We start from the raw sequence: 24,391 nt of genomic DNA on the forward strand, positions 1-24,391 counted from the left end.
CAGCCCTCTGTTCTGCAGGGGGCTTTTTTTTGCCTTTCAGGGCTGCCAGATGCGCTACGCTTATCAGTCCTACGAACTTAACGACAACGCAGAACAATCAAGGGGTTGGGAAACGTAAAAAGGTGGGATTAACGATTATACTGCGTCAGGAGTAACGAGATTTCTTCTGCTAACACCGGCGGAGAAATGAAAAAGCCCTGAATTTTGTCACAACCAATCTGCGTTAAACGGTCCAGTTGGGACTGGGTTTCCACCCCTTCAGCAAGAACTTCAATACCAAAATTGTGCGCCAGTGAAATAATGCCCTCAACAATCTTTGTCGATCGGGTATCGGGCTCAATGCCAGCAACAAATTCCTTATCAATTTTTAGGGTATCAAAAGGATACTTCAGCAGATAATTAAGATTTGCGTGACCGGTACCAAAATCATCAAGAGCGAGTTTAACCCCGATCTCCTTTAGCTCCAGCATATTGTTAACCGCTATCTGGCTGTCGCGCAGTGGTGACGTTTCCGTAACCTCAATTTGGCATCGATAAGGCGGTAGTCCACAGAGGGTGAGATTACGTCTGACGCGTTGCGGTAAGAGAGGGTCACAAAATTCAAGTGCGGAAATATTGATTGATAATACAAGAGGATCGGGCCAGGACGTCGCCACATCCCAGGGGGTGTGGGTAACCATGTCTTCAATTGAAATGATATTGCCACTGTCTTCCAATAACGTAATAAAAATATCGGGAGAGATCATCCCCATCTGAGGGCTGTTCCAACGCATTAATGCTTCAAATCCGCTAATTTGCTGAGTGTGCAAATTAAAAATGGGCTGATAAACCATATAAAACTGACTGGTATTCAATGCCTGTTCAAGCGCGGTGAGCACCTCGTTGGAATTAAACATTCCCTCTACCTCTACAAATCATAAAATTTAAAACCAGTCAGCATCGCTCCCGAATTATATCTACTATGATATGTTTTACATCAGAAAAGAATCACCAGACTAGGGTAAAAAAGACATCCGATGGGTGAATCTGACAATTAATTTATTTAAATCAGAAGTATTGTTCAGTCCCAACTTGGCGACGACGCGCATTTTATGAGCCTGAATGGTTTTATAGTTAAGGCTCACTAACTCAGAAATTTCTTTAGCGGTATAGCCACTTACCAGCAAACTCAGGATCTGCTGTTCCCTTTCGGTTAACCTTTTCTGCGAACGATACAGCCGGGGATTCCATTTCCCGACTGACAACGTCGCTAATTGACCGAAATCTCGCAGTGAAGATTTCTCAGTCAACACTATTGCTTTCTCAATATATAATAACTCCACGCATAATTTCGCCACCAAACTGTCAGCTACAATGACTACGACGTTATTATAGAACTTGAATCGATTTTTATTCAGAAACTGTACGACGTCTGAACACGGTTGTTCATTATTAATGATATTAAAAATCATGGTTTGATGCTGACATAATGATGACTGATGCAACATATCCTCAAACTGGAATGTTTGTACAGGTACATGTTTGCTGGTCAGGTAGGCGAACATACCGTTGCCCACAAAATTATCATTGCCACACATCAACATCCTGTTTACCGCTCCTTATAAGCTTCTGATCTTGTTACTCATTAAAAATTTGATAATAATTTTCTCGACTTCAGCCTCTTCACGACGATTTTTAAAATCGAACTCACACGAGATCTGATGACAGGAGTACAACTGATTATCCTCATCAAACTCATTGATCGTGACGACATCGATCACTTTTAAATCCAGCTGTAAACTGCCAAACGTATCAAACTCCAGTGAGGCATTTTTAATCACCGCATCTTTATAAACAAAGCGGGTATTTACATCTTTAACAATTAACGCACAGCCACCCTGAGAGATGTTTTTAATCCTGAAAGAGTAGTTTTCTCCGTTTTTGTAACGACCAAAACAGAAAAAGTCATAACCCTTCAGGAAGGAAAAACGCTGATTTTGTCGCTGCTGGGCAAAGAAAATCATATCCGGGATGAGGTAGGATAATCCTGCCTCCGCACCTGCGGGTGGGGTTTGTTCAAATCTGGCACTAAATTTTACAATCCCGCTTTCGCTGTGCAGGATAAAGTATTGGACCTTTTCAGGCACAATCTCTTCATGGCCGGAGATGACAAACCGTTCGAAATCGACCTTCTCTAGCTGTGTGATAACGCTACTGTTTTCGCATAAGACTTCCAGTTTCGTTTTCTTGTGCAGCTCTTCACGAAGGATAGCGATGATTTCAAACTTGTTGTCCTTTGCTAATCCAAAGCTCATTCTAAAACCCTTATTTCCATATTTAAGATATGTCCCGCTCTTGGTTACCCAAAAACGCGAGATCAGCATCCGCCCTGGTGCTTAATTACCATAGTGGATTCCATGTCAGACAGTTGGTTAAAAATTAAGTTTTTAACTATCTTTAGCCAATTATTGATACGTAAAAACATTTAATCAGGATAATTCTAGCTTAAGCCGCGCTTAAAACCACGCGAACTTATGGATTAACTATAACAAAAATGAATAATAATTTTATTTAAGATGCTGTTTTGAGATAACAAATAGCAAGAATTGCACAGAAAAAAACAAATAAAAATGAAGGTGTTGGGATGGTTGGGCAATGCGCAGGTTGTCGCGCTTTTGTCGTCAGTGCGTATGATGCTTACATCTTCATATCATTAACTGCCAATACAGCCTGACGCGTGATTGTTATAAAGTGAATAATTACATTTTATATATTAAATAAATTTCCCTTAAGTCAGAAAAAAGCCAGCATCCTGCTGGCCCGGCAAATACCGAATAGAACTAGAGTGGCTTGCTACCTTACAGAGGGTACAACGTTAAAAATTCAATACCGCTGCTTAATTATTGATCGAGATGAGTCTGCGATGATCATCACTGCTCCCGCCAGCATTAGCGTGTCTTTCAATACCAGACGCCCGGCCCCGGACAAGTACGGAAAACCATGATGTAAATCGCCCAACGGCATTACCCATGCCTCTGGTGTGGTAATCAAAAAGGATAAGGTAACAATCGGCGTAGCAAATGCCAGTATGCCGCCAATTAATCCCAGCCAACGGCTAACAGGATTTGCCAGCACCAATAAAGCGATAAGAACTTCGACTACGCCCAGACCATTGGAGAATGTATAGGTATTATTCGCCGCCTGCCATTCACGCTCCTGTGGCTTAAACTCACCTTCGTGGGTTAAATGCTGCTTATACTCTTCTGGATGTTCATAAAAAAATGACATTACCGGGCTATTAGCAACAAATGGCGTAATACTGTCAGCTTCGTAAGGTACAAATTTTAATAACCCAATCCAGATAAAAACAATTGCAATGCTCAGGCGAATTAAGGTCAATCCAATTTTATCGCCCTTACTGAGTAAACGCAGATACTTTTCCATGCAGGCGCTCCTCACTTGTATAAAATTGCCGTTGCGTGAGTGCTGCCATCAATGCGCATTGAGGTGATTTTCCAGGACGTTGCATTATTTTCCTGCGCCAGTTTCGCAATAGCATCCTCTATCTCTGAAGGCGCACCAGATATGGCAGACACGCTAACATGGACAACTTCGGTTTGCGCCAATGCGGAAAATGTCACCGGTGCAGTCAGTAACGCGGTCATTAGTAACGTAGTTTTAAACATGTTCATTCCTATTTCCATTAAACAGTGATTTCAGTGGCAATATAATAAAACATGCCAATTTATTTTATTTCATCCAGGACGCCAGAATAACTGTCAATGAGTATCCAGCCGTTAAAAAGACAAAAAAAGCCCCACACGGGTGGGGCAAACATGCAGACTACGCTTTTATTATTTAACGAGAGAAAAGAGATCGTTTAATGATTCACTCATACTCGGATGGGTAAATATTTGATCGCGTAAGGTTGTATAGGGTAATCCTGCATCCATAACCGTCTTGATGATATTAATCATCTCATGCGAATCCACACATAATAGCGAAACACCTAATATCTGTTTCGTTTCACTATCCACCACCGCTTTAAGTACGCCGCGTGTGTCATCCATCACTCGCGCACGCGGAATCGCCGCGACCGGCAGCGTGACGACCTGCACAGAAGCACCGCTGGCGCGAGCCTGTTCTTCGGTCATCCCCACGCGGGAAAGCGGCGGCGTCATAAAGACGGAATACGGTACATTTTGACGATCGCCGGTGTGACGTCTCCCCTCGCCTGACAGGTTGTCACGCACAATGCGGAAGTCATCCAGTGAGATGTACGTGAACTGCAACCCCCCGGTAACATCGCCCATTGCCCAAATATTATCTGCCGAGGTACGCAAATATTTATTCACAATAATGGCGCCGCGGTCGTTTACATCCACACCCGCTTTCTGCAACTGCAGGTTTTCGGTCGCCGGTTTGCGGCCCGATGCCACCAGCAGCGCATCCACGGTCTGGACGCCTCCCGGCATTTTCACCTGTACCGCGCCGTCCCCGGACGAAACCGCCTGTACGTTGGCGTTAAGGATAATCTCAACGCCTTTATCGCGTAAAATCCTGGCGATAGTTTCGGCAATATCCCGATCTTCACGGGCTAAAAACAGCGGAGCGGCTTCATAAAGGGTAACTTTGCTGCCGAAGTTGGCAAACATTGATGCGAACTCCACACCAATGTAACCGCCACCCAAAATTCCCAGACGTTCAGGCCGTTGCGTCAAATTCAACAGCCCGGTGCTGTCAAACACCCCCGGTGTGGTGGTTAACCCTTCCACGTCTGGAACCGTTGACTGCGCGCCGGTATTAATAAAGATCTTCTCGCCGCTTAGCTCAATCGCGCCTGTTGACTGCACGACTCGCACAGTATGGTTATCGACAAACTCAGCACGACCGTCGATCACATCGACATTTTCCAGGTCGGCCAGATTATGGAGGTTTTTATCGCGCAGGAACCTGACAACGGCAGCCTTGCGCTGCATCGCCGCAGCAAAATCATGTTGAAGTTCAGCGTCATGTACCAGGGTTTTGGTTGGAATACAGCCGATGTTGATGCATGTCCCGCCATACATGGTATTCGACTGTTCAACAATCGCCACCCGCCAGCCCGTTTTTGCCAGGGTAGCTGCCAGCGTTTTACCCGCTTTGCCAAATCCAATAATAATCGCCTGATACTGATTCATGCTCTCTCTCCGCCTGGTCACTGTTCATTTGTTGAACTGAAGTATAGGGGTAACCAGACAAGGGAAATGTATCCAGAACGCGCTTATAACTGTTAAATCGTCTAAATCACTTTTAACCTCTTTTCATGAAACACATAAGCATAATAAATTAACATCTTGAAGGTATTACTTTAATTTAAACTTGACGAGATAATTCCGCCAAACCAATAGTGATTAAAACTGCCCAGGAGTCTTCATGGATGCCCTTAGTCGATTACTCATGCTTAACGACCCGCAAGGCTCGATCGATCAAAACTGTTTGTTGAGCAGAAACTGGCAACTGCCGCATGCGGCGGGCGAGCTATCCGTTATCCGCTGGCATACAGTCACTCAGGGAGCAGCCCAACTTGACATGCCTGACGGGACATCTTTCACCCTGCGGCCAGGGACTCTTGTTATCCTGCCGCAGAACTCCGCCCATCGACTTTGCCAGTCAGGGGATGAACAAACGCATATCGTTTGCGGTAGCCTGCGACTGCACGCCACCTCACGCTATTTTTTAACCGCGCTGCCGGAAGCACTGATTCTGGCGCCTGAAGAAAAGAGTCCCGTCAGCTGCTGGCTCAAGGCCGTGATTGCGCTATTGCAACAGGAAACCATCAGTGGGCTGCCGGGTTCCAGCGCTGTATGCAGCCAACAATGCGCCACGCTGTTCGCCTTAGCCGTTCGTGAGTGGTTAACCAGAGCATCGCCCGCACAAAACGTGTTGAATTTACTGCTGCACCCCAAACTCGGATCTGTGGTGTTTTTGATGCTCGAATCACCGTCCTTTGCATGGAGCGTCGAAGAGCTGGCGAAGCGCGTACACATGTCGCGGGCCAGCTTTGCGCAATTATTCCGTGAAGTGTCAAACTCCACACCGATGGCAGTGTTAACCACTTTGCGCCTGCAATTCGCCGCTCAGATGTTGTCACGCGGATCGCAACCATTGATTGTGGTAGCTGAATCGGTGGGCTACGCCAGCGAGTCATCGTTTTATAAAGTCTTTCTACGCGAATTCGGCTGTACGCCGGGCGAGTACCGCAAACGCGTGAAAGCGCTGGAAGCATAGCGCTACGCCTGCTTCGGGGTACCAACCGAAGACAGGCGTATGATTGAGAAGGTTACTTTTGCTTGCGATGTCTGTGCAGCCACATCAGCTTATACGCAGCCGGAATGATGAATAGCGACAACAGCGGCGCGGTGATCATGCCGCCAATCATCGGCGCGGCTATGCGGCTCATCACTTCTGACCCGGCTCCCGTCCCCCACAAGATGGGCAACAGACCGGCGATAATCACCGCCACGGTCATCGCTTTCGGGCGCACGCGCAGTACAGCGCCGTGATATAACGCTTCATCCAGTTTATCCGCCGTAAAGGTTTGCGGGTTTTCCAGCGCAGGCTCTGCTTCAATGGCGTGACGCAGATACATCAGCATCACCACGCCAAACTCTGCGGCCACGCCGGCCAACGCAATAAACCCGGTTCCGGTCGCGACCGACATATGGAACCCCATCCAGTAGAGGAACCAGATGCCCCCTACCAGGGCAAAGGGGACGCTGGTGATAATCAACAGCGCTTCGCCAAAGCGACGGAAAGCCAGATAAAGCAGGACGAAGATAATCATCAGCGTCATCGGCACCATCAATTTGAGCTTATGGCTGGCGCGTTCAAGCAGTTCGAACTGCCCGGAGAACGCCACGCTGGTCCCCGGCTTTAACTGCACCTTTTCCGCGATCGCTTTTTGCAGATCGTTCACCACCGAAACCATGTCACGATCGCGAGCATCGATGTAAATCCAACTGGTGGGTCGCGCATCTTCTGTTTTTAACATTGACGGCCCAGAAACGACCGTGACATCCGCCACATCAGCCAGCGTGATTTGCTGTTTCATAGGGGTCAGAATGGGCAGATTACGCAGCGCTTGCGGGCTGTCGCGATAGCTCTGCGCATAGCGAAGGTTGATAGGATAACGCGCGATCCCTTCTACCGTTTCGCCCACCATTGCGCCCCCCACAGCGGAGGTCACAAACAGCTGTACATCGCCAACGGTCATGCCATAACGAGCCGCTTTCTCACGATTAATATCCACGTTGAGATAGCGTCCCCCTACCAGACGCTCAGCTAACGCAGAGGCGACGCCTGGCACGGTTCTGGCCACCTCTTCAATTTGTTCCGCCGTCGCATCGATATCAGCCAGCACGTTACCTGACACTTTAATCCCGATAGGGCTTTTTATCCCGGTAGAGAGCATGTCGATACGGTTACGAATTGGTGGCACCCACAGATTCGCCAGCCCCGGCAAGCGCACGGTTTTGTCCAGCTCGGCGATGATTTTGTCCATCGTCATACCCGGACGCCACTGATCCTGCGGCTTCAGTTGGATCGTCGTTTCAACCATTTCCAGCGGCGCGGAATCAGTTGCGGTTTCCGCTTTACCGGTTTTACCAAATACGCGCGCCACTTCAGGAACGGTCATGATCAGCTTATCGGTTTTTTGCAGCATGTCCGCCGCCTGCGCCGCCGAGATCCCCGGTAGTGTCGAAGGCATATACAGCAAATCGCCTTCATTAATCTGCGGCAGGAATTCACCACCGACTTTATTCAGCGGGTAGATAACCGTCAGTATTGACAGCACCGCTACCAGGAGAGTGGTTTTGGGCCAGTGCAGCACCTTCAGCAATAGCGGATGGTAAATACGGATCAGAAAGCGGTTAAGCGGGTTACTGCTTTCCGCCGGTATTTTTCCGCGGATCCAGAATCCCATCAGGATCGGAATAACCACAATAGCCAGAAATGCCGCGCCCGCCATGGCATAGGTTTTGGTGAACGCCAGCGGACCAAACAGCCGCCCTTCCTGCCCTTCAAGGGTGAAAATAGGGATAAACGACAACGTAATTATCAGCAGGCTGATGAACAATGCCGGGCCGACTTCCACCGAGGCGTCAGTAATGACCTTCCAGCGCGTGGCGTTATCCAGCGTTTCACCCGGATGTTGATGCCCCCACTCTTCCAGCCGCTTATGGGCATTCTCAATCATCACGATTGCCGCATCAACCATCGCCCCGACGGCAATGGCAATTCCCCCGAGCGACATAATATTGGCGTTCAGCCCCTGGAAATGCATCACGATAAACGCGATACACAGCCCCAACGGCAGGGAAATAATCGCCACCAATGCCGAACGCAGATGCCACAGGAACAGCGCGCACACCAGCGCAACGACGATAAACTCCTCCAGTAGCTTATAGCTCAGGTTATCAATGGCGCGATCGATAAGCTGACTGCGATCGTATGTTGTAACTACCTCAACGCCTTCCGGCAGGCTGCTTTTCAGGGTGTCGAGTTTGGCTTTAACGGCGGAGATCACCTCACGCGCATTTTTACCGGAGCGCAGGATAACCACCCCGCCCGCCACTTCGCCTTCGCCGTTCAGCTCGGCGATCCCGCGGCGCATTTCCGGTCCAATCTGAACGCGTGCCACATCGCACAGATAAACCGGTACACCGTCGGCCCCGGTTTTCAGGACGATATTATTGAAATCATCAAGCGTTTGCAGATAGCCACTGGCGCGCACCATATATTCGGCTTCAGCCATCTCCACCGACGAGCCGCCCGCTTCCTGATTTGACGTATCCAGCGCAGATTTCACCTCCGCCAGGCTGATGCCATATTGCGTCAGCTTCATCGGGTCGATAACCACCTGGTACTGTTTAACCACGCCGCCCACCGAGGCCACTTCCGCCACGTTAGGAATCGTTTTTAACTCATATTTTAAAAACCAGTCCTGAAGAGAACGTAATTCCGCGAGGTCATGTTTTCCGCTGCGATCCACCAGCGCATATTCAAAGATCCAGCCGACGCCCGTGGCGTCCGGCCCCATTTCGGCACTAACACCTGCCGGTAATTTTCCCTGCACCTGGTTGAGATATTCCAGTACGCGCGAGCGCGCCCAGTAAGGATCGGTACCATCCTCGAAAATGACATAGACGTAGGAATCGCCAAACTGCGAGAAGCCGCGCACCGTCTTCGCGCCCGGTACCGACAGCATGGTGGTGGTCAGGGGGTAAGTGACCTGATTCTCGACGATTTGCGGCGCCTGTCCGGGGTAGCTGGTTTTGACGATCACCTGGACATCAGAGAGATCGGGCAGCGCATCAACCGGGGTGTTAATGATGGTCCAGGTTCCCCAGATGCTGAGAAACAGCGCCCCCATCATCACCAGGAAGCGGTTTGCCACTGAACGGCGGATAATCCATTCAATCATTTATCATGTCCTCAATGTGAATGGGTCGCCTGGGCTGGCATCGCGCCTGCGTCTTGCGCACCACTGTGCTGGGCGCGCATACGGTCAAGGGCGCCAGAAATATTCGCCTCGGAGTCAATCAGGAACAGGCCGCTGGACACCACTTTTTCACCTTCGGCCAGGCCTGAGCGAATAGCCGTCAGCCCCTGAGATTCATGGAATACAGCAACCTGCTTCGGCACAAATCGACCTTCCTGATCAACGGTAATCACCCGCTGTTCGGTACCCGTATCAATTAACGCTTTAGACGGGATCAGCAGCATCGGCTCGCTTTGCGTTTTCAATTGCAGGTAAGCATTCATTCCAGGCTTGAGCGCTTCGTCGGGGTTATCAACCTGCAAACGCAGCTGGAGGGTACGCGTGGTAGCATCAACGCTTGGCAAAATACTCCACTTACTGATGGTGAATGGCTTATCCGGCCAGGCAGGAACAGTGATGCGAAATTGCGAGGCATCTTTAATCAGCCAGGCAATAGATTCCGGGACCGACGCGCTGACCCATACCGGATCCATTCCCTGAATTTTCGCGACCACATTGTCTTTAGAAATATTCATGCCGGTACGCAAATCGAATGCGGTGATCACCCCATCAATGGGGGCTTTCAGGGTAAAGCGGGTCTGAATTTTACGCGTCGACTTTAAACGCTGGATATCCGCTTCCGGCATACCGGCAAGGCGTAATCGCTCCAGAATCCCTTCCACCTGCGTCGCGCTGCCGCCGGTCTCGCGCAGCAGCAAATATTCGCTCTGCGCCTCAACCCAGTCAGGAATCGTCAGGTCAATGAGCGGAGAACCCTTCTTGATTTTGTCACCCACAGTAAGCGGGTAAACCTTCTCGATAAAGCCAGCGGAGCGTGCCTGGACAATAACAAACTGGTATTCGTTATAGCTCACGTTAGCCGGGAAAGTTTGCGCATAGTGCAGTGGTCCCCGACGCACGGGTTCCGTTTTTAGCCCCAGATTCTGGGTCTGAGTGGGATCGATGCGCACGCCAGGTGCTGACGCGCTTGCGGTCTCTTCATCGGCATATTTCGGGATTAAATCCATATCCATGAACGGCGATTTGCCCGGCTTGTCAAAACGCGTATTCGGATACATGGGGTCATACCAGAACAGAACTTTTCTGGCTTCTTTTGGCGAAGCCTGTCCGGTTTCGGTCGATACTTTTGCGGATGAATAATAAGTATAAACACCGACAGAAATAATCCCACCTGCAATCATGCCAGCGAGAATAAGCGCGGTATTTTTAATATTTAAAGACGCCATAATGATTTCCATTGCGCGATAATCTCACCCGCGCTCGCAAGAACCCGGGCAAGAATTAAAGAGACCAGCGAGAACGTTATTTACTGATGTGAATATCGCGTAACACAGAGAGATTTCCCTGCTGAACAAACGTAAACGCGACCTTATCGCCCGGTTTAATATCGTCAGCCCTGGTGTCGGCCACCAGCGTAAAACGCATCGTCATCGCCGGCCAGTTCACCGCCGGAATAGGATCATGTTTAATCGTGACTTTTTTACTTTCCATATCAACAGCTTCAATCACCCCAGTCGCGCTAATGCGTTGTTCCTGTTGAGCCGCCGGCTGCATACTCATCATCTCGCCATGTTGATGCTCATTGGCCTGAGCGTTAAATATGACCACAGAGAAAAGGCTTAACAGCACGGCTTTGGCGGTAGTATTCATAGTTGATGCTCCTGAAAAGTTAATATTAAGGTTTACTCCACCCAACCGCCGCCTAAGGCAGCAAACAGCTTAATTTCATTAACCTGCTGGGCGTAATTAAGATCGAGCAGCGATTGCTGCGTGGCAAATAAAGAACGTTCGGCGTCCAGAACTTCGATATAGCTAACCGCGCCATTCTGATACAGCGCTCTGGCACGTTGTAGGGTGATTTGCAATGACGCCAGATAACGCTGCTGGCCGCTAATTTGATCGGCAATGCTTTGGCGCAACGCCAGCGCATCGGCCACCTCTTTAAATGCGCCCTGAATTTTTTGTTCGTAATTCACCACCGACTGCTGTTGGCGAATTTCAGCCAGATCGAGCCTGGACTGATTACGTCCGGCGTTAAAAATTGGAATATCTATTTTGGGGACAAAATTCCACATGCCGCTGGCAGCATTAAACAAGCTGGAGAGATCGCTGCTGCTACTGGACACGGAGCTGGTCAGGGTAATCGACGGGAAAAATGCCGCCCGCGCGGCGCCGATATTGGCATTCGCCGCCATTAATCCGTGCTCAGCTTCCATAATATCCGGACGCTGTAACAGTATTTGCGACGAGAGTGATGGCGGCAGCGTAACCGGTTTAATATCTCCGCGACTGCGCGCTCGATCGTCGGGTAATTTTCCGTAGGTACCCAGCAACAGTTGCAGCGCGTTGTTGGCCTGCGCCAGTTCACCTTTACGCTTCGCGATTTCGCTGCGCGTACTTTCAATCACGCCCCGCGCCTGTTCCAGCGCCAGTACATTAGTGCTACCGGTGACCAGTTGTTTTTCAACAAAGGCGTAGGAACGCTGATAGTTTTGCAGCGTTTCTTCGGCAATTTGCAGTTGTGCATAAGCCAGACGCTGATTGAAATAACTTTGCGACACGTTAGAGATTAATGAGATATGTACCGCCCGACGCGCCTCTTCGCTGGCAAAGAAATTCTGTCGATCGGCTTCACTCATATTTTTCAGCCGACCAAAAAAATCCAAATCGAAACTGAGATTCAGTCCGGCCTCGAATTCGCGATCGGTGCTGCTGTCGCCTTTTAATTTACCGCTGTAGGTACCGCTGGATCCTGCCGTAATTTGCGGATAGCGGTCAGCGTCCGTGACGCCATATTGCGCTCGCGCCTCCTGAACCTTCAGCACAGCCATACGCAAATCGCGGTTATTGGCCAGCGCCTCACCAATCAGCACCTTAACCTGGTCGTCAATGAAGAAGGTCCGCCAACCGGTGTCCTGATAATTCCCAGAGGCTGACACCAGCGCATTCTGGCTTAAGGAGAATTGCTGTGGCACCGGCAAAGCCGGGCGCTGATAGTCCGGCGCTAATGAACAACCGGCGAGAACGAATATAGCGCTGAGGGTAAGAAGCTTAAATTTGCTCATAGTTCTTCACGTCCTGACCGGACTGATGACCCTAAAATATGTAGGAATTTATAGGGTTGTACTTTAACGAAGTGACTCTGTTTAACCGGTGACAGGAAAATGACAAAACTGTCATTTTCCCAATAACCGATTGCTATCCGATCCCGCTTCCCTAGAATTGAAAGTCCGCACAAGCAGTGCGAGAAGGAGAATGCGATGAAGATTTTGATAGTCGAAGATGAGAAAAAAACCGGTGAATACCTGACGAAAGGCCTGACGGAAGCAGGTTTTGTCGTGGATTTGGCGGATAACGGCCTGAACGGGTACCACCTGGCGATGACCGGCGATTACGATCTGCTCATCCTCGACATCATGCTGCCGGATGTAAACGGCTGGGATATCGTACGCATGCTGCGTAGCGCCAATAAAGGCATGCCCATTCTTCTCCTCACTGCGCTGGGTACCATTGAACATCGGGTTAAAGGTCTGGAATTAGGCGCTGACGATTACCTGGTCAAACCGTTTGCCTTTGCCGAACTGTTGGCGCGGGTCAGAACGCTATTACGCCGGGGCGCGGCGGTAATTGTTGAAAGCCAGTTTCAGGTCGCAGATTTAATGGTTGATCTGGTGAGTAGAAAAGTCACCCGCAGCGGGGCGCGCATCACCCTGACCAGCAAAGAGTTTACGCTGCTTGAGTTTTTCCTGCGCCACCAGGGAGAAGTTTTACCCCGCTCGCTGATTGCCTCTCAGGTCTGGGATATGAATTTTGACAGCGATACCAACGCCATCGATGTCGCCGTTAAGCGTCTGCGCGCCAAAATCGATAATGACTTTGAGCCGAAACTGATTCAGACCGTGCGCGGCGTGGGATATATGCTTGAGGTTCCTGATGGCCAGTAAACGATGGCAACGCCCTTTTTCCCTGGCGACGCGACTGACCTTTTTCATCAGTCTGGCGACTATCGCTTCATTTTTCGCCTTCGCATGGATAATGATCCACTCAGTGAAAGTGCATTTCGCCGAGCAGGACATCAATGATTTACAAGAGATCAGCGCCACGCTGGAGCGTATTCTTAATCAACCGAAAGAACCTGAACCACGCCGACTGGAAACGCTAAAAAACGTCGTGGCAGGTTACTCGAACGTCATTATTTCTCTGGAAGATAGCAATCAGAAGGCTATTTTTCATTCACCTGACGCCCCGGATCTTCGGCAATTTATCGCCAGTGCAAGGCCGGATAAAAATGCCCAAGCCCGCGATGTCTTTATTATATCCGGCCCCATACTGCAAACGCCCAAACATACGCACGGTCAGATGACATCATCAAACTGGCGCATGATTCGTTTGCCTGTAGGCCAGCTTGCCGATGGAAAACCGGCATATACGCTGTACCTGGCATTATCGATCGATTTTCATCTGCACTATATTAATGACCTGAAAAACAAGCTGATTATGACGGCATCACTGATTAGCATGATGATTGTTTTTATCGTGCTGTTCGCCGTTTATAAAGGTCATGAACCGATCCGTAATGTCAGTCGCCGCATCCAAAATATCACCTCGAAAGATCTCGACGTACGCCTCGACCCGCAAGCCGTGCCTATTGAACTGGAACAGCTGGTAAGTTCGTTTAATCACATGATCGAACGCATCGAGGATGTTTTTAAACGTCAGTCGAATTTCTCAGCGGATATTGCCCATGAGATCCGCACCCCAATCACTAACCTGGTCACGCAAACAGAAATTGCGCTGAGCCAGACCCGTAGCCAAAAAGAGCTGGAGGACGTGCTGTATTCCAATCTCGAAGAATTTGGCCGGATGTCGAAGATGGTGAGTGACATGCTGTTTCTGGCGCAAGCGGACAACAATCAACTGATCCCGGAAAAGACCGCGCTCAATCTGGCTGATGAGGTCAGTAAAGTGTTCGACTTTTTCGAGGCCTGGGCAGAAGAACGTGAGGTTAGTTTACGCTTTGAGGGACGCGAATGCTGGGTATCGGGCGATCCGTTAATGTTACGCCGGGCAATGAGTAATCTGCTTTCAAACGCCATGCGCTACACGCCAAAAGGCGAGTCAGTGACCGTGCGGGTGAAAGAGGCCGATGAACAGGTGCAGATAGTCGTTGAGAACCCCGGCCCGCCAATTCCTCCGCAACATCTTCCGCGGCTGTTTGACCGCTTCTATCGGGTAGATCCTTCCCGGCAACGTAAGGGAGAAGGCAGCGGTATTGGCCTTGCGATCGTGAAATCGATAGTCATTGCCCATCAGGGAAACGTTGCGGTGACATCTGATTCACATGCCACCCGCTTTATTCTGACGCTGCCCCGGCATGCAATTTAATCTTTAGTGACGACGGTTAAGTCATTCCTGTTCTCTGACTTAACCGTCATATTCCTGTCACGTCGCTGACAGCGTGCGCTAATTATAATTTCTTCCGTAAACCCACACAGGAGAAATATGATGAATAAGATGTCCTCTTTTTTAGCTATCGCGTTTTTTATCTCAGCGGGCGTTAATGCGGCAGAAACGTCATCCCATGCACAATCATTTTCACAAATGAATGAACATGAAAAAGCGATGGTAGTACATCAGTCGACAAATAATGCTCATTCCTATGCCCATGAGCAACAGGCGGAAAAACACCGTGCGCAGGCAAACTCTGCACAATAACGGATAACGCCAAAGGGCGCTGCGATCACAGCGCTCTCAAAAGCTGTGCGTTACAGTATGCCGTTTTAATACTGGAGTCAGGCATGGCTTTAACCCTCACGGTATTGCTTGAAAACCGGCGCGCTGCTGGCGCAGATAAATCATTACGGGCAAAGCCTGGATTAAGCATGTTAATTCAGGATGAAACCACCAACATACTGTTTGATACCGGGCCGGATGACAGCTTCATTCTAAACGCCGCGCAAATGGGGATCGACCTGACACAATTAACCGCCGTGGTGCTGTCACATGGTCATTACGATCATTGTGGCGGCGTCCCCTGGCTTGCCGATAACAGTCGTATTATTTGCCATCCTCAAATAGCCTGTGAGCGTTACGCGTCGATAACGCTTGCGGGAAAGCCGCGACAAATTAAAAAACTCTCCCGCGATAACGACTACTCTCGCCTGAATATGGAATACACCCGCGAACCGTTGGCGATTAGCGATCGTTTTTTGTGGTCCGGGGAAATTAGCGTATCCACACCGCAGGCCTACGGTGTTATTCACGAGAAAACACCTCAGCCGGATTACATCAGCGATGAAGGCGTATTGATCTATAAATCTGACCGTGGGCTGGTGATCATTACCGGTTGCGGGCACCGAGGAATAGAAAATATCGTCCGCCATTGCCAGAACATCACCGGCATTCGCAAAATTCACGCCCTCATCGGTGGGTTCCATTCACGCGCCGCCTCCCCCGCTAAGCTGTGGCGGACGCGGCAATTTATTAAGCAGCAGCAACCGGAAAAACTGCTCGGCTGTCATTGTACCGGTTCGTGGGGACGGTTGTGGCTACCGGGAACAAAAGCCCCGGCAACGGGGGATGTCATCGTGCTGGCGAACTAAAGGCGGTAAAACGTGGCCCACATCTGCATTAGAAAACGGGAACTTACGTTCCCCGTTTATCATTGACGACAATTATGCACGTAACCTTGATCTGGTCACTTATTATACAGAGACAACCTTGGGTACACTCAGGATAGAGGTAAACAAACAGGAGGTAGTGAATATGTATCGCTCAATTCTGGTGCCCATTGATATCTCTGAAGCCGATTTAACCCGCCATGTTGTGCCGCAGGTTCAGGCGCATGCCAAAACCGCCAAGGTCCATTTTCTGGCCGTTATTCCTACCGTTCCGTTCTATGCCTCGCTGGGGCTGGCCTACTCAAGCGAATTCCCGGATCGCAGTGGTCTGCAGGCCAAGGCCAGCGAAAAACTCGAAGAGATTGTTAAGCAATTCAACATTCCTGCTGGCAGGAGTGAAATCCACGTCGTTTACGGCCCGCCGAAGGATCAGATCCTCAAACTGGCGGAGGCGGTTGACGCCGAACTTATCGTCATCGCCTCGCATAAGCCTGGTTTTAGCACCTACCTGCTGGGTTCAACGGCTTCTGCCGTAGTCCGCCATGCGAAATGTCCGGTGCTGGTTGTACGGTGACACTGGCTAACATAATAAAAACGGGAGTAAATTTACTCCCGTTTTTTTTCGGACTGAGCTCAGCACTCAGTGCTGATTATCCAGCACGCAAATTCGCTCAGCCAGCAAGATGTGTGCAACACAGTCTTAATGAAGTAGAAATATGGCTGGAGAAGGAAACGTCGTAGCGGTATGCAGAAGCTAAGAATTGGGCTTACTGTGAAATGGTACGCCCTGTAGGATTCGAACCTACGACCTACGGCTTAGAAGGCCGTTGCTCTATCCAACTGAGCTAAGGGCGCATTGTGAAGTGATAACTTCATGCAGAGAAACGCGTGAATTATACGGTCAGCGCTTGCTGAGTCAATGCCTTTTGTTTCAGTTGCTGGTGAAGTGTACGAATGTTGATTTTTTCTGCTCGTTCAAGGGTATCCAGGAAATCACCTGGTAACAACTCAGCCCGCATAGCGCCAGATTTAAGGATACATGTATTTAGAATATTTATGATTTTGCTTAACATTCCCTTACCCTCTTTCCAGCGGTTCAGGAACTCTTCAATGTTAAGTATCGCCATCAAGGAAGAAAATAGTCACTTCGAACACGGACTGAAAATCATTATTTCCCATCTGGCAAGTCAGTGGCATCAGGAGATTAGTTTTTTGCCTGTCGAGGAGATCGATCGCGCCGACATCGCGTTTATCTCACTGGATGAAGATTGGCTCAGCGCTGAATGCTATCAGGTTCCGGTTCACACCAGGCGCCAACACCGGGTGGTGATCTGTAACAGAAACGATAAAGATAAGCTGATGTTCCGGCCCTGCCTGTACATGTTGCCGCTGATCTATCGGGAAGATGACGTTGACGAGATCACCAAAAAATTAGTCCTCATCTTACAAAAACGCGCGTTACGCAACAGCGTACCGGCGACTATCTGCCATTACTGCACCACCCGCAACTTTTCTATTGCAGAGCGCCAGTTGTTAATGTTTCTTGCCAGCGGATATACGTTAGCCGAAACCGCTCACCTGCTCTCAATCAGCGATATCCATGCCAAAGCAACCCGTCGCAGCATTATGAAAAAGCTGCACGTGAAAAACGATCAGCAATTCTTAAGATACATCCGTGCGCATCTGAACTTTCTACAAAATTAGGTGGAACCTCTCCGCCTAATTTTTTATTGAGAAATATCTCACCATCAATTAAGTATCGGCTCCTACTGTACCTGGCAGCTGACTGCCAGAATAATCCAGTCATACTATTCATGAGGTAACCGAAAGGTACACCCGGTAATATTTTAACTAACCCCAGAGAGAGGTTGAACTGGATAAAACGATCTTTTGGGCATTGAGTAAGACATCAGAAAACTTCCGGCAGATTATTCTGATGGGATACTCAATTGCCAGTCTGGTGATTGTTGAAGACATTGAAACCCAACGGCACAAGGGAACTCACCGTCGCGCTGGAAAAATTTGGGTCAGGGATGTTTGTTGTCAGCAATTTATCCAGACCTGCCGCAACAGAAATGGAATGGAAACGGATGCACAGCGCAAAACGCCGGGAACGACATCGCCGTATACGAAACGCTAACTGTACCCATCAATATCCCCACTGTACCTCACAAGTATTCGACCAAATCGAGTATCTGGCGCAAAAAATCGAATACACCATACCGGGCGATACTATATCTCAGGCGATTATTACAGGAGACTATTATCTTGCCTATACACTGAGCCGCCATTTATTCTCAGGCACGCGCACCGCGATCTTCCGGTCCATTGAATCGGCGCTGGTCTGCCTGCAAAAGTCGGTCATTAGTCAGTTAGTGGTTGATATAGAAGGCTTAACAAGCTCTTACTTCGATATTCTTCAGTGCCTGCGCCAACTACTTAAACAGCGGAATGATATCCAAATCTTCATATTGCTTTCCAGTCATGATGAAGATCTTAAAAGCTTTATATCACTGTCTGGCCCCTTTTATATCTTATCACGCAGTCTACACCTCCCAGAGATGCGTCAGGCATTATTATCCCCGGTGCTAAATTATATTCATTCGAGGCGCATAAAGCAGGTCGATTGGGAGATGGTGACCTTACTTTTACAAGGTAACTCCTTAAAAAAGATTGCTCAGTTACAGACACAACCCTACCACCGCATCATCTATCGCCTGAACCAGTTGATTACCCGCCTGGGATTACCAAACCGGCAGCGCTTTTTGCATCTGATACATCGTCTCAACGTTACCTCTCATCATTTAATTTAACACCATAACCCTATGTCCAGTAAGATTTTTTAGGAAATTACTTATTTTAGCATGAGAAAATTGATCCAATTTTCACAAATATTTAATATTTACAACTATTCCTGGTATTATAGATACCACCTCTTCAACACTTAACCTTACTGTTTCTGCGTACATCGCTCGAAAATAGTGTTTCCGCTGACTTAACAAAACCTAAACAATTAGCTTATTGTATCGTTTTTACTATTTAAAATAAATTTTCAATCTGCCATAATTCGAACCGCAGATAAATAATGCCAATAGTCATTAACACATCTGGATCTTTCAGAACATCCTAACTGCCATTAACAATCGGGATGTTGTAAGTCTTTTCCGAAAGAGTGGAGCAGGTATAATCCTCACTGTTTCCTGATTAATTGTTAGTTTTTCCAGTGTGAAATGGATGTTCCACAAATTCATTGTTCTGTAGAAGAACAACCGAATAAACAAGGACGAAATAGTATTTATTCGGTTCTCCTCAGAACAACTCTTGGCTATTTGACAATATTATAACGCCTGATGTTTTATCAAATTCGCAAGATACGCAAACAGTTTGAGGCATACAACAATGAAACCAGCATCCGTTATCATTATGGACGAACACCCTATTGTCAGAATGTCGATAGAAGTACTCCTCGAAAAAAACAGTAATATTCAGGTTGTGCTGAAAACCGATGACAGCCGCGCGGCAATAGAACATCTACGCACGTACCCTGTCGATCTTGTCATCCTGGATATTGAACTGCCTGGCTCTGATGGCTTTACATTACTCAAGAGAATAAAATCATTGCAGGAGAATACTCGGGTGCTATTTCTGTCTTCAAAATCTGAGTCTTTTTATGCCGGGCGCGCTATTCGCGCTGGGGCAAATGGTTTTGTCAGTAAACGAAAGGATCTAAATGATATCTACAATGCGGTAAAAATGATTTTATCAGGATATTCTTTTTTCCCTTCGGATACACTGAACTTTATTAACAATGTAAATGTACAAAAAGGTGTATTAAATGATATGCCGCTCTCTAACCGCGAGGTGACGGTTTTACGTTATCTGGCAAACGGGCTATCCAACAAGGAAATTGCTGAGCAATTGCTACTCAGCAATAAAACGATTAGCGCTCACAAAGCTAATATCTACTCCAAGCTCGGTTTGCATACCATCGTTGAACTGATCGACTACGCCAAAATGCATGAATTAATGTAACAACACTCCCGGCGAGATGTCGTTCGGGAGTGTTTTGTCAGCGCAATGATTAGTTATAGTTAATCATAAACGTGGCATCGGCCCTGGCGACCCCGGGCTGCACCCCATCAGCCAGCGCGATATAGTTGGCAAAAAAAGTCAGCGTGGCATTGCCATTCTCATCAATACCGACGGTCTGGCTGGCCTGCTCAAGCGGCAATCGCGTCCGGTCGCTATCGCGCAGCTCAATCGCCACCTTTTGCGCCATAAGCGCGTTATCGAGCGCCAGTAGCGTAGTACCTGGGGCCGGGGTCCCGGAGAACGTTATCGATGCGGATCCCGGCGGACAGCCTTCAAGCTTCAGCGTAAACGAGACCGGTTGGGTGGTGTCTCCGCTGGTCTGTAACTGCTTTGTCGGCCAGGTGCCTAAATCAACCGACTTATTGCTGTCGCTGGCAATCACCGCGCAGGTAAAATCCACCACGTTACCGCGCAGTTCAATATTGATTTCTCCCAGCGACGAGGCGGCCTGGCATAACGCGCTGAATGCCAGCATCGGCATAATCGCCAGAAATGCCCATGCGGCGGGCTTTTGCTTATTAGTCATAGTCCACTCGCAGATAGCCACGGGCAGTAAAAGGCCCTTCCGTGGGTTTATTACCCGTCACGCTGACCGGCCATGTCCGGATCCCAACACTCGCCGCGGCGTTGTCGTCCAGTTGAAATGGAATAGTGCTGGACAGATTGTTAGGCGTTAGCGGATTACCGCTGCTGTCGGCAACAATGAAACCTAAATCCGGGTTGTTTGAAACCATCATTTGCCCGGAGGCTTTCTCCGCTTCTACCCGCATGGTCAAGTAGGCCTGAGCGGCAACGTTGGTGCATTTTATGGCCACCGTTTTTGTCTGCGGATTGATGCCTTCGGGCTTGTTGCCCGCGCCCGCCTTGCTAAACAGCGATGCGCCAATATCGCCAAAATCAAACTCGACAATCTGTCCGGCGTTCACTTCGCAGTTTTGTGGAACCTCCACCTTACCGCTGTAGCTAATGGTGTAAACCGGCGTACTCAGCGCATCTCCGGTACTGGTGGTGACATAGACTCTGAACATCGTCTGCCGGGGAATAGGCACCATGTTAATAAATGAGCGGATCACTTTGAGTTTAAACACCAGCTTTGAATCCATTACGCCAAAAGGTTGCTGCTTCGGCACGTTAGGGTGAGTCCCCATGCGGATATAGTTACGCGGGGGATAAAACAACCCGGCGTAACTGTCGGTGATGCTCATAGCCCCCAGCAGGTAGTCATTGAGTTTCAGGTACTGAAAACCGCCCTCGGTACTTTGAACCGGAAGTTCAGTGACATAGCTTCGATAGGTATAATCCACCGTCGTCCCTGCCGGACAGGTGGCATTGACGCCAATCCAGCCTGATTTTTCCGGCAACGTCACCACCTGTCCCGGCTGGTTGTTGCTGCTGTTAAAGACATTCGACAGATCGTAAAAAACATCCGTTGGTGTGCCATTCGAATTTTGGCAGACCGTTGCCCAGGACGGTTGCGCCATCAGCAGTAACGCGCTTGCCAGTAACAAACCTGTTTGTCGTTTCATCGTATTATTCCTGTCGTGCCGCTGGTGATTCGCACGTCACATTCGTGAGCGTCACCGCCTGTTTCAGGCTCTCTTCAGGCAAGGCATAATGCGCCACGCAACGAGCTTTTGCGCCTTCCCCCCATTGGATCAGCAACTCGCCTTTAAGCGGCAGGCCGCTCAGGTAAATTTGCCCGTCTTCACCCACCATACTGGTCACGCCGCTGGTGTTTTCACGCACCACGGAGCCAAATGGCACAGGTTTACCGGCATATTTCGCCGTCATCAGCGCCCGCACACCGATACGTGTATCAAACGCCGCTCGCACCAATGCCCCTTGCGTTGGCACGACGCTGCTGACGTTGTTTTCCACATCGGTATTGTTATTCATCGAATTGGTGTCTAACGCGACGCGGTTATAGCGATAGACGGTGGCATACGGCATCACCGCGTATCCACGCCAGTCGGTCTGCACGCCGGTCTGGTTTTCTATCCGCACACCCTGAGCGCCTGGCGCTTTGATCAACACATTGGTATCGCCGAGCGGCTGACTAAGCGTAATGCCGTCCTCATGCCCTATCACACCGCCGGCGAGCTGCCAGTTGTAGTCATGCTGGTCGCGGTCGTAGTTGTATCCCACGCCCAGCGTGCCATAGGCCGCCTGCCAGTTAGCGCTGGCGTTTCCGCTGTAACCATTAGTACTGCTGTGACCCTGATTCACGCTATAGCTCAGGTTACGGCCATCCAGCAACGTACCGCCGATCCCGCTCTGCCAGCTATTTTGTCCGTTGCTATTGCGGTTGGCATTAAAGGTGGCGTAGGTGCGATCGAAGGCATTATCACGCGAGTAACGCCGCCCGCTCAGCAGGCTGAACGGGATTGACATATTGAACGCCATAATGCGGTCGGTGTCGGAGATGCCGACTGATTCATTCCACGACCAGGAGAGTGAATAGCTAATCCCCTGCCAACCACTGGCATAGCCCAGTTGATACCAGGTATTGGTGTCTGAGGTATTCCAGTACGTTTGCTGGCTACCTGAGATATACAGCGATCCGTAATCCCCCAGATTCTGCGAAATGTTGATCTGAAAACGGCCTTTCTTGCTATAGCTCAGATTGTGGTAACTCTTCACATCCGGCACGTCGTGGCGATTGCCTTCGCTGTCGTATTCGTACTCATAGCCTTCCATACTGCGATACGCGACGTCGTCGAGTGTATAGAAGCCACGCGTAGAGTAGCGGTAGCCCAACAGCTGAAAGTTAGTGCCAAAATTGTTCAATGACTTCGCATACAGGAAACGCAGAGACTGCCCCTGGTGCGTACTGTCATCCGCCAGTTGGCTGCGCGCATGGGTTAAATCGACGGAAACTGCCCCCCAATCCCCCAGATTTCGGCCAGTACCTAAAACTACCGCAGTGTAACGTGAGGCTAACTGCGTACCACCATAAGCGGTATACCCCTCTGGTAACCCGGCGATTAATGTTCCCTGGAAAAAAAACGGTGAGGATTGCTGGCTATTGCCGCTGCGAAAATCCCCGGCAACCACGTCATACTTGAAACGCCCTTCTCGCTGTAACAACGGAACCGTGGAGTACGGCACCGTATAGCGCTGCTGGCTACCGTCTTTCTCATCCACCGTCACCTCAAGGTCACCGCTGGAGGAGGTCGGGTTAAGATCGGTTATCGCAAAAGCGCCCGGTGAAACATAACTTTGATAAATCACGTAGCCATTCTGACGAATAGTCAGTTTCGCTGCGGTACGCGCAATGCCACGTACGGTAGGCGCGTAGCCTTGTAAGCTGTCGGGATACATGCTGTCTGAGGAATAGAGTCGCGCGCCACGAAAACCGACGCTGTCAAAAACGTCATTTCCGGTATTGCTGTCGCCCATCACCAGTTCACCCTTCAGCGGGATAACCGCGCGCTGAAGCCATGTACCGATGTTTTTCCAGCTTTGTGAATGGTATCCGTCACCTTTGGAATAGCTCCACGCGCCATTGTTCCTTAGCCGCCAGGGTCCATAGTTCAAGCCACTCAACATGCTCAGGAAATAGCTGTCAGTATCGCTCCCACGGCTACCGGTAAAGTTATAGTTAATCAGCGCCGCCGGGATCCCTTCATCCCATTCGTCCGGTGGAATGTAGCCGCGCGCGCTGTTTAACATCGACGCCTGCGGCAAACTGATGTTTAAGCGCAAAGTAGAAAAATCAAAGGCAACTTCACTGCCGGGAATCGCCTCAGGCAAATTGATACAGGTCGCGTTCGGATCCTGACTGAGTGCCGGAAACGCGGCAATATTAACGCCCAGGCGTTTTACCCAGTCGAGTCCAAAGCATGGCATCAGTCCGCCAGACTTCTCCCCTGCCTTTCCCGCACTGCTGGCAAAATGAATGTCCTGGGTAGCAACGAATTCATCATTGCGCCAGATATCCACACGATAAACGCCTTCAGGCTGATGATTACCTTTTTCAAAACGTGATAAATCCGCCACGGTTGCCGTATCCGCAGATAAAAATGCCGGATTGAAATAGCTTTCCCCATGGCTTAAAGAGGGAAAGAGCGCCGCCAGCGTGGACAACGCCACCCCCGCCAGCGGTGGCGTAACCCCCGGTAACAGGTCAGGAAAATACGTTGTCTTATTCATCGTT

At 49.4% G+C, this 24,391-nt stretch carries 23 protein-coding genes and 1 tRNA gene; 9 read left to right on the forward strand and 15 right to left on the reverse strand.

Features of this window, described 5'->3' with window-relative positions:
- Window positions 1–128: 128 nt before the first annotated feature.
- The 6 genes from AC534G_RS18455 to rclA form a co-directional block, all read right to left on the reverse strand.
- On the reverse strand, window positions 129–896 hold the full coding sequence (locus AC534G_RS18455) for a putative bifunctional diguanylate cyclase/phosphodiesterase (protein ID WP_110498594.1): 768 nt from the start codon (window positions 894–896) through the stop codon (window positions 129–131).
- A gap of 99 nt (window positions 897–995) precedes the next feature.
- Window positions 996–1,577 carry a helix-turn-helix transcriptional regulator gene (locus AC534G_RS18460; protein WP_170973229.1) on the reverse strand — a complete coding sequence of 194 codons (582 nt, stop codon included), beginning with the start codon at window positions 1,575–1,577 and terminating at the stop codon, window positions 996–998.
- Between the two features lie 21 nt (window positions 1,578–1,598).
- Window positions 1,599–2,294 (reverse strand): flagellar brake protein, encoded by a 696-nt coding sequence (locus tag AC534G_RS18465; protein ID WP_085047572.1) that lies wholly within the window; start codon window positions 2,292–2,294, stop codon window positions 1,599–1,601.
- A 568-nt stretch (window positions 2,295–2,862) separates the two neighbouring features.
- Window positions 2,863–3,423, reverse strand: coding sequence for a reactive chlorine resistance membrane protein RclC (gene rclC / locus AC534G_RS18470; RefSeq protein WP_038638553.1), 561 nt, complete (start codon window positions 3,421–3,423; stop codon window positions 2,863–2,865).
- A gap of 11 nt (window positions 3,424–3,434) precedes the next feature.
- Window positions 3,435–3,665, reverse strand: a complete 231-nt coding sequence (gene rclB / locus AC534G_RS18475) for a reactive chlorine resistance periplasmic protein RclB (protein ID WP_038643060.1) — start codon at window positions 3,663–3,665, stop codon at window positions 3,435–3,437.
- A 168-nt stretch (window positions 3,666–3,833) separates the two neighbouring features.
- Window positions 3,834–5,159 (reverse strand): reactive chlorine resistance oxidoreductase RclA, encoded by a 1,326-nt coding sequence (gene rclA, locus AC534G_RS18480; RefSeq protein WP_110498595.1) that lies wholly within the window; start codon window positions 5,157–5,159, stop codon window positions 3,834–3,836.
- A 235-nt stretch (window positions 5,160–5,394) separates the two neighbouring features.
- On the opposite strand from rclA, the gene rclR reads away from it, so the two are divergent.
- Window positions 5,395–6,249 (forward strand): reactive chlorine-specific transcriptional regulator RclR, encoded by an 855-nt coding sequence (rclR, locus tag AC534G_RS18485; protein ID WP_110498596.1) that lies wholly within the window; start codon window positions 5,395–5,397, stop codon window positions 6,247–6,249.
- A 52-nt stretch (window positions 6,250–6,301) separates the two neighbouring features.
- On the opposite strand, the gene AC534G_RS18490 is transcribed toward rclR, so the two are convergent.
- The 4 genes from AC534G_RS18490 to AC534G_RS18505 all read right to left on the reverse strand — a co-directional run bounded on the left by AC534G_RS18490 (window position 6,302) and on the right by AC534G_RS18505 (window position 12,588).
- The gene (locus AC534G_RS18490; protein WP_496594452.1) at window positions 6,302–9,445 is read right to left on the reverse strand and encodes a CusA/CzcA family heavy metal efflux RND transporter; all 3,144 of its coding nucleotides are present in this window, start codon (window positions 9,443–9,445) and stop codon (window positions 6,302–6,304) included.
- Window positions 9,446–9,456: 11 nt separating this feature from the next.
- On the reverse strand, window positions 9,457–10,749 hold the full coding sequence (locus AC534G_RS18495; protein ID WP_110498598.1) for an efflux RND transporter periplasmic adaptor subunit: 1,293 nt from the start codon (window positions 10,747–10,749) through the stop codon (window positions 9,457–9,459).
- A gap of 76 nt (window positions 10,750–10,825) precedes the next feature.
- The gene (gene cusF / locus AC534G_RS18500) at window positions 10,826–11,173 is read right to left on the reverse strand and encodes a cation efflux system protein CusF (RefSeq protein WP_069323108.1); all 348 of its coding nucleotides are present in this window, start codon (window positions 11,171–11,173) and stop codon (window positions 10,826–10,828) included.
- A gap of 32 nt (window positions 11,174–11,205) precedes the next feature.
- Window positions 11,206–12,588 carry an efflux transporter outer membrane subunit gene (locus AC534G_RS18505; protein ID WP_110498599.1) on the reverse strand — a complete coding sequence of 461 codons (1,383 nt, stop codon included), beginning with the start codon at window positions 12,586–12,588 and terminating at the stop codon, window positions 11,206–11,208.
- A 195-nt stretch (window positions 12,589–12,783) separates the two neighbouring features.
- On the opposite strand from AC534G_RS18505, the gene cusR reads away from it, so the two are divergent.
- The 5 genes from cusR to uspF all read left to right on the forward strand — a co-directional run bounded on the left by cusR (window position 12,784) and on the right by uspF (window position 16,717).
- Entirely contained in the window at window positions 12,784–13,467 is a 684-nt protein-coding gene (gene cusR / locus AC534G_RS18510) for a copper response regulator transcription factor CusR (RefSeq protein ID WP_038638530.1), read from the forward strand.
- Window positions 13,457–14,908 (forward strand): Cu(+)/Ag(+) sensor histidine kinase, encoded by a 1,452-nt coding sequence (locus AC534G_RS18515; RefSeq protein ID WP_110498600.1) that lies wholly within the window; start codon window positions 13,457–13,459, stop codon window positions 14,906–14,908. Before cusR ends, AC534G_RS18515 begins: the two co-directional genes overlap by 11 nt.
- Before the next feature lie 120 nt (window positions 14,909–15,028).
- Window positions 15,029–15,238, forward strand: a complete 210-nt coding sequence (locus AC534G_RS18520) for a PcoE/SilE family metal-binding protein (RefSeq protein ID WP_110498601.1) — start codon at window positions 15,029–15,031, stop codon at window positions 15,236–15,238.
- An 83-nt stretch (window positions 15,239–15,321) separates the two neighbouring features.
- Window positions 15,322–16,125: an MBL fold metallo-hydrolase gene (locus AC534G_RS18525; RefSeq protein WP_110498602.1), complete on the forward strand. Its 804-nt coding sequence runs from the start codon at window positions 15,322–15,324 to the stop codon at window positions 16,123–16,125.
- A 163-nt stretch (window positions 16,126–16,288) separates the two neighbouring features.
- Window positions 16,289–16,717 (forward strand): universal stress protein UspF, encoded by a 429-nt coding sequence (uspF, locus tag AC534G_RS18530; protein WP_110498603.1) that lies wholly within the window; start codon window positions 16,289–16,291, stop codon window positions 16,715–16,717.
- A 204-nt stretch (window positions 16,718–16,921) separates the two neighbouring features.
- Here uspF and AC534G_RS18535 read toward each other — a convergent pair.
- Window positions 16,922–16,998 (reverse strand) — tRNA-Arg (locus tag AC534G_RS18535).
- Window positions 16,999–17,036: 38 nt separating this feature from the next.
- Window positions 17,037–17,216 (reverse strand): hypothetical protein, encoded by a 180-nt coding sequence (locus tag AC534G_RS18540; protein WP_038638517.1) that lies wholly within the window; start codon window positions 17,214–17,216, stop codon window positions 17,037–17,039.
- Window positions 17,217–17,253: 37 nt separating this feature from the next.
- Here AC534G_RS18540 and fimW point away from each other — a divergent pair, with 37 nt between their 5' ends.
- The 3 genes from fimW (at window position 17,254) to fimZ (ending at window position 20,175) form a co-directional block, all read left to right on the forward strand.
- Window positions 17,254–17,847 (forward strand): fimbria biosynthesis transcriptional regulator FimW, encoded by a 594-nt coding sequence (fimW, locus tag AC534G_RS18545; RefSeq protein WP_110498604.1) that lies wholly within the window; start codon window positions 17,254–17,256, stop codon window positions 17,845–17,847.
- A gap of 386 nt (window positions 17,848–18,233) precedes the next feature.
- Window positions 18,234–18,956 (forward strand): fimbria biosynthesis regulator FimY, encoded by a 723-nt coding sequence (fimY, locus tag AC534G_RS18550; RefSeq protein ID WP_110498847.1) that lies wholly within the window; start codon window positions 18,234–18,236, stop codon window positions 18,954–18,956.
- A gap of 586 nt (window positions 18,957–19,542) precedes the next feature.
- Window positions 19,543–20,175 carry a fimbria biosynthesis transcriptional regulator FimZ gene (fimZ, locus tag AC534G_RS18555; protein WP_038638509.1) on the forward strand — a complete coding sequence of 211 codons (633 nt, stop codon included), beginning with the start codon at window positions 19,543–19,545 and terminating at the stop codon, window positions 20,173–20,175.
- A gap of 49 nt (window positions 20,176–20,224) precedes the next feature.
- Here the strand turns inward: fimZ and sfmF are convergent, their stop codons facing one another.
- Genes sfmF through AC534G_RS18570 form a run of 3 tightly spaced genes read right to left on the reverse strand, consistent with a single transcriptional unit; the run spans window position 20,225 to window position 24,387 of the window.
- On the reverse strand, window positions 20,225–20,761 hold the full coding sequence (gene sfmF, locus AC534G_RS18560) for a fimbria assembly protein (RefSeq protein WP_038638506.1): 537 nt from the start codon (window positions 20,759–20,761) through the stop codon (window positions 20,225–20,227).
- The gene (fimH, locus tag AC534G_RS18565; protein WP_038638504.1) at window positions 20,754–21,761 is read right to left on the reverse strand and encodes a type 1 fimbria D-mannose specific adhesin FimH; all 1,008 of its coding nucleotides are present in this window, start codon (window positions 21,759–21,761) and stop codon (window positions 20,754–20,756) included. The genes sfmF and fimH overlap by 8 nt, the downstream gene beginning before the upstream one ends.
- 4 nt (window positions 21,762–21,765) lie before the next feature.
- Window positions 21,766–24,387, reverse strand: a complete 2,622-nt coding sequence (locus AC534G_RS18570) for a fimbrial biogenesis usher protein (protein ID WP_069324005.1) — start codon at window positions 24,385–24,387, stop codon at window positions 21,766–21,768.
- Window positions 24,388–24,391: the final 4 nt, after the last annotated feature.

The organism is Citrobacter sp. CRE-46, assembly GCF_059615875.1.